This is a genomic window from Nonomuraea sp. NPDC049400 (assembly GCF_044466425.1).
Taxonomy (GTDB): Bacteria; Actinomycetota; Actinomycetes; order Streptosporangiales; family Streptosporangiaceae; genus Nonomuraea.
Genome location: NZ_JBITMP010000065.1, coordinates 45,709 through 59,107 on the forward strand (window position 1 = coordinate 45,709; position 13,399 = coordinate 59,107).

The window sequence follows — 13,399 nt, forward strand, 5'->3', positions numbered from 1 at the left end:
GGCACCGAGGTCGGCGTCAACGGTGCCGGTGCGGCTCCGGGCGACCGATCAGGCGGGCGGGACGTTCTGAGTGGGGAAAGGGCACGGGAAAAGGGGCACGGGGTTTCCCGTCCGCCTGACCGCATGCCCCATGGCCGCGGCACGCGAGATGGGCGGGATGTGCCGAGGCGGTGCGGAACAGGACGGTCAGGCGGACGGGAGGTTCAGGTAGCGGGCGGTAGATCGGGACCGCGTGGCGGACACGCGGGTCAGGCTGACTGTGGCGATCAGGCCATCGGGGTTCCCTCGATGACCCCGATGGTTGGAGACGTTCGGATCGAGATGCTTGTGGGGTCGGACAGTGCTCGCTCGACGACGACTCCGGCCGCTCCGCGTGAGGCGGCGCCGAAGCCGAGGTCGGAGGCGACGAACCGGCAGCGCTCGACGGCGTCGCTCATGCCCAGGCGTGCCAACGCCTGCTGCGCCGCGGGGATGAGCAGGTCGGCGAGTCGCGCGAAGTACCCGCCCAGCACGATCACCCGTGGGTTGAAGAGGTTGACCAGCATGGCCGCCCCGATTCCGAGCCACCGGCCCACCTCCGCGGCGGCGGCGTCGACGCGGGGATCTCCTTCGGCCCGTCGCTGCTCGATCTCGGCCAGCCGCTCCTCCGGGTCGCGGACGACCTGCGGGCCGGTACCGTACGCGCGGTCAGGTGTGGCCATGCGGACCAGCGCGGCCAGCCCGACTTTGGTCTCCCAGCAGCCGACCCGGCCGCAGCGGCACGACTCGCCGGAGGGATCGATCATGACGTGGCCGACCTCCCCCGCGAATCCGTCCGCTCCGCCCAGCAGCCGGCCGCCGGCGATGACGCCGCCGCCGATGCCCACCTCGCCTGTGAGGTAGACCAGGTCGGAGGTGCCCGCTGCGACGCCCGAGGTGTACTCGGCGAGAGCGGCGAGGTTGGCGTCGTTGTCCACCGCGACGGGGATGTCCGCGGCGATGTTCGCGCGGGACAGCCGCTCCGCGACCGCCACCCCGCGCCAGCCGAGGTTCGGGGCGACGACGACGGTGCCGGTGGTGGTGTCGATCAGGCCGGGGACGGCCACGGTGATCCCGGCCGGCGTGATCCCGAGCCGGTCCAGGTCGGCGACGGTCCTCTCGGCCATGCGGGCGAGCTCGCTTAGTGAGCGTTCCAGGCCGGAGCCCATGGCGTCGAAACCGATTCGCCGGTCGATGATCACCCTGCCGGCCAGGTCAGTGGCGATCGCGGCGATGTAGTCGACGTTGACTTCCATGCCGAGGGCGCCGACCCGGGAGCCGTCCAGGGTGAGCGCGACACCCGGGCGGCCGACGGAGCCGGCGTGCTGCGGCCCCATCTCCATGACCAGCCCGCGCGCCTGCAACTCGCTCACCAGACTGGTGACGGTGGCCTTGTTCAGCCCGGTCGCCGCGGCGACGGCCGACCGGGTGCACGGGCCGCGCGCGCTGACGTGACGCAGCACGAGGGCGAGGTTGGAACGGCGCACGGTGGCCTGATCCGCGGGAACTCCCGCGGATCCGCCGCGACTCATCGAGTCGGTCGCGTGGCCGTCGGACCGGCTGTGGTCCACGCTCCTCCTCGATTAGTTCGGATGGCTAGCCGAATTAAAGGCACGACTTCCTGCGGGCACAAGTATTAAATCGTTCGCATTTTGCGTAACGTTCCGATAACTGGGGTGCGAAACGTGGCTGAAGTGCACGGAAGTGAGCGATGCCAACTCGTTACGAACCTGAGGGGTGCGTGGTCCGACATCGCCGTGTTACAACCCTGATTAATTGATCTCAGAGACAAACAAAGGGGCAGGTGGTGCCGGTGACGTACAGGGCGTCCCGCTCCCGCGCCCCGGGCGGCGCCGCGCCGACGGGTCCTGCCACGCTGCGCCGGGCGAACCTCTCGCTGGTGCTGCGCGAGCTGCGCGACCACAGGTCCCTGTCCCGTGCCGAGATCGCGCAGGCGACCGGGCTGCACCGGGCCACCGTCTCCAACCTCATGGCCGAGCTCCTGGAACGGCGGCTGGTGCGGGAGGTCGGTGTCGAGCACGTGGGCGCGATCGGGCGTCCCAGACGGGCGGTGGCGCTGCACGGCGCGCACGTCGGCGCCCTGGGCATGGAGATCAACGTCGACTACATCGCGGTCCACGGCACCGACCTGAGCGGCCGGAGCCTGGTCGAGCGCCGGGTGGTCCACGACGCGATGGGCAGTGGCCCGGACAGCGCCGTGCGCCGACTCGGGCTCGTGGCCAAGGAGGCCGTGGAGGCGATGCGGCGGGCCGGAGCAGTCCCGACCGGCATCGCGGTGGCCGTCCCCGGACTCGTGGACGTGACACGCGGCGTCGTGACACTCGCACCGAACCTCCACTGGCGCGACCTGCCCCTGGCCGAGCGGCTGGGCGCCATACTCGGCCGGCCGCGCGTGCCGGTACGGGTGGACAACGACGCGAACCTCGCCGCCCTGGCCGAATACACCTCCGGCGTCGCCGCCGGCACGCCCCACCTCGTCTATCTCACTGGAGAGGTGGGCGTCGGCGGCGGCATCATCTCCGGCGGCGAACTGCTGCGCGGAGCGGACGGATTCTCCGGCGAGGTCGGACATCTGCGGGTCGACCCGAACGGCGACCAGTGCGGCTGTGGCCGCATCGGCTGCTGGGAGACCAAGGTCGGCCTGGCCGCACTTGTCCGCGCGGCCATGCCCGAGCAGGCGTACGGGTTGCCCGGCATGCCGGTCCCCGATCCCGGCGAACGGGTGGCCGACATCGCCAGGGGCCTGGCCTCGGGAGACCGGCGGATGATGATGGCGGTGGCGCAGGTCGGCGAGTGGCTCGGGCTCGGCGGCTCGATCCTGGCCAACCTGTTCAACCCGCGAGTGATCGTCATCGGCGGCTACTTCGCCTCTCTGGCCCAGTGGCTGCTACCGCACGCGCAAGATCAGCTGCAACGGCTCGTGGTGGCCGCTCCCGCCGCCCAGTGCCGATTCGTCGCCTCCACGCTCGGTTTCGGTGCCGCCTCCCGCGGCGCCGCGAGCATGGTGGTGAACCACCTCATCGACGACCCGACGACGATCATGGATTCGCTCCCCAGGCCGGCACTTCACTGACGGCCCCACAGACCTGGAGACGGCACCCTCCAGCAACCCGCAACATCCGCTACCACCTAAGTGGCAACAAGCGCGGCGGCGCGCGCCTTGCCTGACGTCCCCCCGGTCAGGAAGGGTTTTCCATGTCACCACGTCCTCGAATATGGGCGCAGGCGGTGGGGCTGCTCAACGCGGTCCTGCCAGAAAGCGGACGACGCCCGAGACGTCAAACCGCTACCACGATGGCCTTAGCCCTCGTCGCCCCTTTCCTCACGCTCCTTGCGGCGCCCGTGAGCGCCGAGGCCGCCACGGCGGCGGAGCCCGCCTTCAAGGTGCTCGTCTTCTCGAAGACGACCGGCTTCCGGCACGACTCGATCCCCGAGGGCATCGCGGCCGTGCAGAAGCTCGGCCAGGAGAACAACTTCGCGGTCGACACGACCGAGGACAGCGCCCTGTTCACCGACCAGAACCTGGCGCAGTACCAGGCCGTGGTCTTCATGTCCACGACCGGTGACCCGCTGGGCACGCAGGCCCAGAAGGACGCCTTCCAGCGCTACATCCAGGGCGGCGGCGGCTTCGTGGGCGTCCACGCCGCCGCCGACAGCGGCTACAACTGGGCCTGGTACGGCAAGCTGGTCGGGGCGTACTTCAAGCAGCACCCGGCGATCCAGCAGGCCACGGTCAAGGTCGAGGACCCGGCCCACCCGGCGACCAAGGATCTCCCGACGACCTGGACCCGTACCGACGAGTGGTACGACTATCAGGCGAACCCGCGCAGCACGGTCCACGTGCTGACGTCGATGGACGAGAAGTCCTACACCGGCGCCACGATGGGCGCCGATCACCCGAACACGTGGTGTCAGGACTACGACGGCGGCCGTTCGTGGTACACCGGGCTCGGCCACCTCAAGGAGAACTACAGTGAGCCGAACTTCCTGAAGCTGCTGCTCGGCGGCATCCAGACCGCCGCCGGCGCGGTCAAGGCCGACTGCTCGGCCTCGCAGAGCGGGAGCTTCGAGAAGGTCACCCTCGACGACAACACGTCGAACCCGATGATGGTGGACGTCGCCAAGGACGGCCGGGTCTTCTACATCGACCGGCTCGGCGAGGTCAAGATCATCAAGCCTGCAGGCGGCACGGTGACGGCGGCGAAGCTGAACGTCTTCACCGCCAACGAGAGCGGCCTGCTCGGGCTGGCGCTCGACCCCGGCTTCGACTCCAACCACTGGGTGTATCTCTACTACTCCCCCACCGGCACGAACGTCGACCGGCTGAGCAGGTTCACCGTCACCGGTGACACCGTGGACCTGACGAGCGAGAAGAAGATCCTCGACGTCCCGGTGCAGCGGGCCGAATGCTGCCACCACGGCGGCGGCATGGTGATGGACCCCAAGACCGGCAATCTGTGGCTGGGCACGGGCGACAACACCAACCCGTTCGCCTCCGACGGCTACACGCCGATCGACGAGCAGTCGGGCCGCTCCAGCTGGGACGCCCAGCGCACCTCGGGCAACACCAACAGCCTCAGCGGCAAGCTGCTGCGGATCCACCCCGAGGCCGACGGCACCTACACCATCCCGTCCGGCAACCTGTTCGCGCCGGGCACGGCGAAGACCAAGCCGGAGATCTACGGCATGGGCCTGCGCAACCCCTTCCGCATCGGTCTCGACCCCAAGACCGGCAACATCATGCTCGGCGAGTACGGTCCCGACGCCAGCTCGGCGAGCCCCACCCGGGGCCCCCAGAACACGGTCGAGTGGAACCTCGTCTCGAAGCCGGGCAACTTGGGCTGGCCGTACTGCGTCGGCAACAACACCCCGTACGTCGACTACAACTTCGCCACCAAGCAGTCGGGGTCGCCGTTCAACTGTGCCGCGCCGGTCAACGACTCGCCCAACAACGACGGCCTGACCAGCCTGCCGCCGGTGATCCCGGCGACGATCTGGTACCACTACGCGGCCGACCCGCAGAACTTCCCGGAGCTGAGCGGCGGCGCGCCGATGGGCGGCCCGGTCTACCGCTCCGACCCGAACCTGCAGTCGGACGTGAAGTGGCCGGCGTACTGGGACGGCAAGGCCGTCTTCGGTGAGTGGAACAACGACAAGGTGTGGTCGTTCCAGCTCGACGAGACCGGCACCAAGCTCGTCGAGATGAACCCGATCCTCGGCTCGCTGCAGTTCAAGAAGCCGATGGACATGAAGTTCGGCCCGGATGGCGCGCTGTACATGATCGAGTGGGGCTCCGGCTTCGGCGGCGACAACGCCGACTCCGGCATCTACCGCATCGAGTACGCCAAGGGCACCCGCCCGCCGATCGCCCGTGCCACGGCCGACAAGACCGACGGGCCCCTGCCGCTGGCGGTCAAGTTCTCCAGCGAGGGCAGCCGGGACCCGGACGGCAAGACGCTCACCTACGCCTGGGACCTCGACGGTGACGGTGACACCGACTCCACCGACCCCAACCCCACCTTCACCTACGAGCAGGGGGGCGATTACAGCGTGGTCCTGACCGTCAAGACCCCCGACGGCAAGACCGCCAACGCCAGCGTGGCGATCAGCGCGGGCAACACCCGTCCCACCGTCTCGGTGAACGTCCCGCCGAACGGCGCCTTCTTCGAGTTCGGCGACCAGGTGAAGTTCAAGGTCACCGTCACCGACCCCGAGGACGGCACGATCGACTGCGACAAGGTCCAGATCCAGGCGATCCTCGGTCACGACAGCCACCCCCACCCGCTCGACCAGCTCAAGGGCTGTGAGGGCACCCTGCAGACCCAGCTGGTGGGCCACGGCGAGTACGACAACCTCTTCTACGCCATCGAGGCCAGCTACACCGACGGCGGCGCCGGCGGCGCCAAGCCGCTGACCGGGCGGGGCCAGGTCCTCCTGCAGCCCAAGCGCAAGCAGGCCGAGCACTTCTCGCAGACCGGCCGGGTGCCCGACGGCAAGGGCACCGACGCTGCAGGTGTCCAGGCGGAGACCACGACCGACACCCAGGGCGGCAACCAGCACATCGGGTTCGTCCAGGACGGCGACTGGTGGTCGTTCGACCCGGTGAGCCTGACGAACGTCACCGCGATCCGGCTCCGGGCCTCCTCGGGCGGCGCCGGCGGGACCGTGCAGGTCCGGGCGGGCAACCCCGAGACCGGCACGCTGGTCGGCTCGGTCGACGTGACGCCCACCGGCGGCTGGCAGACGTTCACCGACGTCACACTCGACCTGACCAGCCCACCGACCGAGAGCGGACCGCTGTACTTCGTCGTGCGCAAGCCGGCGAGCGCGGCCGACAACGCCTACCTGGCCAACTTCAACTGGGTCGACTTCGTCGGCAAGGGCGCCACGGACAACGAGCATCCGGCCGTGACGGCGACGGCGACCCCGGCGACGGGCGTCGCTCCGCTGAAGGTCGACTTCAAGGCGACCGCCACCGACCCCGAAGGCGACGCGGTCACCTACAAGTGGAACTTCGGGGTGACCGGCGCGCCGGAGCCCACCACGGCCGAGGCGAGCTACACCTACACCGCGCCGGGCAGCTACACGGCCGTGGTGACCGCGACCGACGCCAAGGGCGCGTCGGCCACCGCGCAGGTCCCGGTCAAGGTGGACGCGGCGGCCACGGTGTGCTTCACCGGCCGTTCCGACAACTTCCTGGGCAGCCAGCTCGACCGTGACCGCTGGTCGGTCATCCGGGAGAACCAGGACCTCAAGGTCGCGGACGGCAAGCTCGTGATCCCGACCTCGACCACCGACATCTACAGCACGGGCGGCAACACGCCGAACATCGTCCTGCAGCCGGCGCCGTCTGGTGCCTGGACCGCCACCGCCAAGCTCACGCTGGACGCGCGTGACGCGTACCAGCAGGCGGGCCTGATCATCTACGGCGACGACGACAACTACGCCAAGATGGTGCTCCAGGCGCGGTCGACCTCGGGTCCCAACCACGCCAGCCGCATCTTCCAGTTCATCAGAGAGGAGAACGGCAGCCCGAACGAGGTGTCGCAGAGCAACACGGCCAACCTCGGGGACTCCTACCCCGACACGGTGTACGTGCGGTTCGTCAGCGACGGCACCAACATCACCGCCCACTACTCCTCGGACGGCACCACGTTCACCGCGATGCCGCAGACCAAGCCGCTCGCCGGGATCGCCAACCCCAAGATCGGCCTGATCTCGCTGGCCGGGGCCAACCACCCGGTGGTGGACGCGTCCTTCGACTGGTTCCACATCACGCCGGACGACAAGGCGACGGTGCCGGACCCGGACGACGAGTTCGACGGCACCGCGCTCGACTCCTGCCGCTGGAACGCGGTCGTGCGCCCCGACGCCACGGCGGCGCGTGTCGGCGACGGCAAGCTGGAGCTCGACACCACGACCGGTGACATCTACGGGACCGGCAACAGCGGCCCGAAGAACTTCATCCTGCAGACGGCGCCGGGCGGCGACTGGACGCTGGAGACCAAGGTGGACGCCTCTGCGCTCAACGAGCAGTACCAGCAGGGCGGCCTGATGGTGTACACCGGCGACGACGACTACGTGAAGCTCGACTTCCTCACCACCAACGCGGCAGGCTCGACGGTGGCGCGGAGCATCGAACTGCGCAGCGAGGTCGGCGGCACCGTGCAGAACCCGCAGCCGCAGGTGAACAACCTCACCAGCGGCGTGTGGTGGCTGCGGCTGAAGAAGGCGGGCACCACCTTCACCGGCTCCTACTCCTCCGACGGCCAGACCTGGACGGATCTCTCCGCGACGGTGGCGAACACTGCGGTGGCCACCGGCGCGAAGGTCGGCGTGTACGCCATCGGCACCAACCAGTCGGCGTCGAAGACGGTCACGTTCGACTACTTCCACCTGACCAAGGCAGGCTCGGACCAGGACAAGACCGCGCCGGTGACGACGGCGACGACCGATCCGGAGCAGCCGGCGGGCGGCACGTTCACCGGTCCGGTGTCGGTCACGCTGAAGGCCACCGACGAGGAGGGCGGCAGCGGGGTCGACAAGACCGAGTACCAGCTCGACGGCGGCGACTGGACCGCCTACACCGCACCGGTCACCGTGACCGGCGACGGGCAGCACGAGCTGAAGTACCGCTCGGCCGACAAGGCGGGCAACCTCGAAGAGGCCAAGACGCTGACGCTGACGATCTCGGCGTCCGCGCCGCAGGTCAAGCTGACGGTCTCCGCCTCGTCCCGCTGCATCGGCACCTCGGCGTACGTGGCGGTCACGGCCGTCAACGGCTCGGACGTGCCGGCGACGGTGACGCTGACCACCCCGTTCGGTTCGAAGACCGTGGCCGACGTGGCCCCGGGCAAGCAGGCGTACCAGTCCTTCAACAGCCGGGCCGGGCAGATCGACGCGGGCACGGTGACCGTGAAGGGGACCGCGACGATCGGCGGCGAGCAGGTCACCTCGTCCTACGACGCCGCCTACCCGGCGATCAGCTGCCGCTGACCGCCGACAGCAGAACCGGGGCCGGCCGGCCGAGCAGCCGACCGGCCCCACCCCCCTCGATGGAGCGAACACATGAAAATGAACAGGACTACGCCGATACTCGCCGCGGCGATGCTCGGTGTCGCGCTCGCCGCAGGCGTCGGCGTGGCCGGTCCCGCGGCGGCGGACGACGACCCCGACAACGGCATCGACGTGTCGGTGACGATCGAACCCAACACCACTCCCGGCCAGGTGTCCATGACCGTCGCCGACAACGGCGGAGTGGCCTTGCAGGAGAACGGCTCCAACGCCGCCGCCCGCCAGTTCGTCGGCACCCTGCCGACGGTCACGGTGACCGACACCCGCCGTCCCGAGGACATCCCCGCCGGTGACTTCTGGGCGGTCGTCGGCCAGGCCGGCGAATTCACCGCGACGAGCGGCTCGGCGCCGCCCATCGGCCCGCAGTACCTGGGCTGGCGGCCGCGCCTGCTGAGCGACTCCTCCTCCGGGGCGGTGGCGGCCGGTGAGCCCGTCTCCAGCGTCATCTCAGACGGCTCGGGAGCGCCCACCGTCGGCCTGCAGGGGCAGGAGCTGCTGGTCTCGACGGCGAACTCCGCCGACGAGATCGGCACCTGGCAGGTCAACGCCGACCTCGCGCTGCGCACTCCCGCCGACGTCGCCGCCGGCGAGTACCACACGACTCTGACGCTTTCCCTCTTCAACCAGTCCTGAACCGGAGGCAGGACGCCATCGCCCGCTGTGGGCGCCCGGGACCTGCGCCGGCCTGGCGCAGGTCCCGGACGACCACGATGAGACTGGAGACACCTCTGTTGACCACAAGCCGTTCGCGAGGCGCCCTCGCCCGCCTCGCCGCCTTACCCGCTGTCGGCGTTGCCCTGCTGGTCGCCGTCCTGGGCACCACGGTCGCGTTCGCGACCCCGTCCGACGCCGACACCACCTGGTCGGTCGTTCCGGCCAACGCCGAGGGTCCTGACGGCCGCAGCGCCATCGACCTCGAACTCGCCGGCGGACAGCAGGTGGTCGAGCATGTGGCGGTCATCAACCGCTCCACTCAGCCGGTCGACTTCGCCATCGACGCCAACGACGGCTACCTGACCGCCAAGGGCTACTTCGACATGCGGCCTTCGGACGCGAAACCGACCGACGGCGGCTCCTGGATAGCGGTTCCCGAGAAGGTGACCATCGCCGCCGGCGCCACCTCCGTCGTGCCGGTGACGGTGTCGATCCCCCAGAACGCGACGCCTGGCGATCACCCCGCAGGTGTGACCGCGTCCCTGGAGACCGTCTCCGGCCAGGTACGGGTCCAGAACCGGGTGGGCGTCCGCCTGAACATCCGCGTCACCGGCGACTATGTGGCCAAGGTGGCAGTAACCGACGTGCAAGCCGAGTACACGGGATCGTGGAATCCCTTCGCCGCCGGATCCGTCGAGGTGACCTACACCGTGACCAACGTCGGCAACGTCCGGCTGGTCGCGGACAACCGGGTCCTGACGTCCACGTTCGTGGGCGAGAACAACTGGAGTGACCCGTCCGCGGCCAAGGCCAGGGAGCTCATGCCGGGCGGCAGCCGCACGTTCGTCGCACGGGTGCCCGGCGCCTGGCCGCTGGGTCCCGTCGGCACGACGGTCACGGTGATCCCCTCCCCCGCGGGCAAGCCGATCCCGGGCGTCACCGCCCAGCGGACGGCCATCGACACCACGGTCTGGGCCCTGCCGTGGCCGCAGCTCGCCCTCCTCGTCCTCCTCGTCCTCGCCCCCTTCGCCATCCGGCTGGTCGCCGCCTGGCGCCGCAGGCGCATCAAGAAGCTGATCATGCTCCACGGCAAAGGCACGCCTCAGGAGGCGTGAGCGCCATCGACATCCGCCCTCAGGAGGTGGCGACCATCAACCGACCAAGGCAACCGGCCCCCGCACAGGGTGCGACGTGGGCCCGCGTGCTCGCCCTCGCGGTCGCGTTCGCGCTCGGCGCGATCCTCGCCGGCGGTGTGGTGTTCACGCTGACCCGGCCGGACTCGATCGAGCAGACGGCCGACCGCCTCCGTGCCGAGTCCGCCCTCCGCGACAGAACGCAGATCAAGACCCTGACCGAGCTGGCCCGCAGCACGCGGGCCCGGCTCCTCCCCGTGCTCGACGGGCTGAGCCGGGCCATGCCGGCCGACGCCACCACGGGACCCGCCGCGGTGACCGCCGCCGACGTCGAGTCCTGGCAGCAGGCGGCCGCCGCGGCGGTCCAAGGCTTCGCCGACCCGCCGTCCGGTGAGACCGCCACCAACGTGGCGCGGTCGAGTCTCGCCTCCGCCGTACGGCAGCTCGCCACGACCGTCGACACCTACGCGGCCGCGCGGGGTCTGCCAGGACCGGCCCGCGCCGCCGCCATGGAACTGGCCGTACGGCAACGCGCCGACGCGCTCTTCACCTGGTCGATCGGAGCGACCGCTCTCGACGCCGTGAACATCGACGCGGGCTACGGCCACCAGCACGTGTTCCTACCGACATCACCCGGCGAAGGGGCGCTCACCCCCGACACCGAACCCGAGGGGAGTCACGACTCGTGAACAAGGCACCGGCATACGTCCTCACCGTCCTGCTGGCCGGGCTCACGCTGGTGCTCGGCGCACCGGCGGCCTCCGCCCACGGGGGGCCGATCAAGCTGGAGGTGACGGGAGACGGCGCCGACAACGTCAACGTGCTGGTCACGTACAAGAAGGACGGCCATCCCGTAACGGAGATCGTCGAGGCCACGCTGAAGGCGACCTCGGCAGACGGCCGTTCCTTCGGGCCGGTGCCGCTCAGGTCGGGGCCCGAGGGCCAGAACCTCTACCACTCCGCCGAGCCGCTGCCGAGCGGCGAATGGCGGGTCACCGTGACCGCGACCGAGCCCTCCAAGGCGAAAGCGACGGTGAAGGTGAAGGCGGGCGTCATCGCCGCCTCACCCGTGGCGGCGACCGCCCCCGCAACAGGCCAGGCGACGGCGCCCGCGCGGAACAAGACCGCCGCGCCGGCGACCGTGATGGACGACCAAGGTGCGATGGGGACTCCCCTCAAGATGGGCATCATCGTCCTGGTGCCGCTCGTCGCCCTCGCGGCCTTGATCGCCCTCGTCTGGCGGCACCGCATGGGCGTCCGGCGCTGAATTCGGCCGGCCGGAGATTGGCGAATACAGCAGAAGGGCGCAACCGACCAGGACCTCGCCGGGGCTGGAGAGGGTGGGCTGAGCAACCTCGTTCCGCCCCCCTGGCACGGCCAGGATCTCGGCGTCGTCCCGATGGGCGGCGGCGCCACGATCGCCTCAGCCATCGACGCCGGGCTGGTCGACGCGCTGACGCTGCGCCTCGCGCCCGTCGTGCTGGGCTCCGGGACGCCGCTGTTCACCGGTGCGGCGCCGCGCACGCTGGTGCAGCGGAGCGTGATCTCGACCTCGCCCGCGACGCACCTGACCTACGACATCCTCTGACGACGCCGTTGCGCGCTGTTACGCCGCACCCGCCCACCACGGGAGCAATCGTCAATACCTGTGGATCAGAGCTTTAATGCAGCTGCTGGCTGCTCCGCGACAGCTCGGGCCGCTCGATGATCTTGCCCTTGCGGAACTTCACCCTGGCGCGGACCAGAGCGACGAGGTGAGGGGCGTTGACCGCACGCCCGCGGGCCCAGGCCGACTCGATCAGCTTGAACGCCACAAGCCGCGCCTCCTCGAGGAGGTGTGCGATGTCGCAGAGCGGCTCGGCGTCAAGGCCATGTCGCTGTACCACCACGTCGTGAACAAGGACGCGATCCTCGACGGGATCACCGACGCCGTCTTCGGCGGGATCGAGCTCTTAGAGCCAGATCTCTCGTCGGACCGGAGCCGCGGCACCGGCCCTTCTCAGGAGGCATGCTGCCGGGAAGTCCCGCTACGGTCCTTTACGGGATGGTGCAGCGGCGCGAGAGCCGTTCTCGAACTCTGCCCCTGCCGATAATGCCATCCGTGCAGGTCATTCGGCTCTGCGCCTGCCGAGAACTCCATCCATCCAGGTAAACCGGCATGTGAGAACCCCTCCGAGCCGATCTCGCCGGCGTATGCTCAGGTTGGCGATACGGTTCGGATCTGTGATCGGATTCGGGACGGCGCGTAGTGGAGCCGCTTGGGCCAGGGCTTGATGGGCGCGGACACCGCACGCTGACCGCCGCCGCAGCTTCCGGCACCAGCGTCGGTTTGAGCGCACCACCAGGGGTGACCGCACGTCCGTCACCGACCATGCCCGGAGCTTGCACGCAGCGGCGACCACCGAACAGCCGATCAGCATGTCGACGCGGTGCGTGCCGCGTTCCTCGACCCTGCGGTCCGGGCGCTGTACGACGGGGACTGGCCGGGCCAGCGATGCGGCCGTCGACCCCGCGGCGTCGGCGGGCCGCACACCACATGGCTGACGTGCCATGACAGACCAGAGCATGGGCAAGAGGGCGCCGAGCACTCACTGTTCGAAAGGCTCGTGAGAGTCGACGTATTCGACCGCAGACTCGGGAGGTAGAGAATCTCCGGTGCGCGGATGGGTGCGGGAAGCCGTCATGATCTCGGTGGCCGTCAGGGGACGGAGGATTCCTTCCACGATGGCCCAGCCTCGGACGATCTTTATGGGCAATCCGCTGTTCGGATCGGTTTCGAAGGTGAGAGAACGCATGATGACGCTGCCCTCGGCTTTGGCAGCCCGGGCGAAGCTCAGCATCAGGGACAAGGCCGTGATCTCCATGCTCATGGCTCTCATCGCGTTCTTCCCGAGCTCGACCTCCGCGACAACCTCCAGGGGGTCGTGCGCTCCGTCGCTCACGTGGCAGGTGAACACGTGCGGGCCGGGACCCACGTGGGTCGAGAGCCACGCGAGCAG

At 69.7% G+C, this 13,399-nt stretch carries 9 protein-coding genes and 1 pseudogene; 7 read left to right on the forward strand and 3 right to left on the reverse strand.

Going from position 1 to position 13,399, the window contains the following annotated elements; translation table 11 throughout:
* Positions 1–266: 266 nt before the first annotated feature.
* Positions 267–1,589: an ROK family protein gene (locus ACIBVN_RS52910; protein ID WP_397149186.1), complete on the reverse strand. Its 1,323-nt coding sequence runs from the start codon at positions 1,587–1,589 to the stop codon at positions 267–269.
* Positions 1,590–1,831: 242 nt separating this feature from the next.
* On the opposite strand from ACIBVN_RS52910, the gene ACIBVN_RS52915 reads away from it, so the two are divergent.
* From ACIBVN_RS52915 to ACIBVN_RS52945, 7 genes are all read left to right on the forward strand, one after another.
* Positions 1,832–3,112, forward strand: coding sequence for an ROK family protein (locus ACIBVN_RS52915; protein WP_397149188.1), 1,281 nt, complete (start codon positions 1,832–1,834; stop codon positions 3,110–3,112).
* 221 nt (positions 3,113–3,333) lie between these two features.
* Complete coding sequence (locus ACIBVN_RS52920; protein ID WP_397149190.1) at positions 3,334–8,535, forward strand: ThuA domain-containing protein; 5,202 nt, start codon at positions 3,334–3,336, stop codon at positions 8,533–8,535.
* Between the two features lie 72 nt (positions 8,536–8,607).
* A complete protein-coding gene (locus ACIBVN_RS52925; RefSeq protein WP_397149192.1) occupies positions 8,608–9,246 on the forward strand; it encodes a hypothetical protein in 639 nt (212 codons plus the stop codon).
* Positions 9,247–9,344: 98 nt separating this feature from the next.
* Positions 9,345–10,382 (forward strand): hypothetical protein, encoded by a 1,038-nt coding sequence (locus ACIBVN_RS52930; protein WP_397149194.1) that lies wholly within the window; start codon positions 9,345–9,347, stop codon positions 10,380–10,382.
* A complete protein-coding gene (locus tag ACIBVN_RS52935; protein WP_397149195.1) occupies positions 10,379–11,089 on the forward strand; it encodes a hypothetical protein in 711 nt (236 codons plus the stop codon). The genes ACIBVN_RS52930 and ACIBVN_RS52935 overlap by 4 nt, the downstream gene beginning before the upstream one ends.
* On the forward strand, positions 11,086–11,667 hold the full coding sequence (locus tag ACIBVN_RS52940) for a hypothetical protein (RefSeq protein ID WP_397149197.1): 582 nt from the start codon (positions 11,086–11,088) through the stop codon (positions 11,665–11,667). Before ACIBVN_RS52935 ends, ACIBVN_RS52940 begins: the two co-directional genes overlap by 4 nt.
* Positions 11,668–11,799: 132 nt before the next feature.
* Entirely contained in the window at positions 11,800–11,988 is a 189-nt protein-coding gene (locus ACIBVN_RS52945; protein WP_397149199.1) for a dihydrofolate reductase family protein, read from the forward strand.
* Positions 11,989–12,061: 73 nt separating this feature from the next.
* Here the strand turns inward: ACIBVN_RS52945 and ACIBVN_RS52950 are convergent, their stop codons facing one another.
* Complete coding sequence (locus tag ACIBVN_RS52950) at positions 12,062–12,289, reverse strand: hypothetical protein (RefSeq protein ID WP_397149203.1); 228 nt, start codon at positions 12,287–12,289, stop codon at positions 12,062–12,064.
* 699 nt (positions 12,290–12,988) lie between these two features.
* Positions 12,989–13,399 (reverse strand): annotated as a pseudogene (locus ACIBVN_RS52955) (hypothetical protein); the annotation flags it as partial.

Excerpts from the sequence above, each read along its gene's own strand:
- ACIBVN_RS52920 (WP_397149190.1), top strand. The coding sequence starts at position 3,334 with ATGGCCTTAGCCCTCGTCGCCCCTTTCCTCACGCTCCTTGCGGCGCCC.
- ACIBVN_RS52925 (WP_397149192.1), top strand. The coding sequence starts at position 8,608 with ATGAAAATGAACAGGACTACGCCGATACTCGCCGCGGCGATGCTCGGT.
- ACIBVN_RS52945 (WP_397149199.1), top strand. The coding sequence starts at position 11,800 with ATGGGCGGCGGCGCCACGATCGCCTCAGCCATCGACGCCGGGCTGGTC.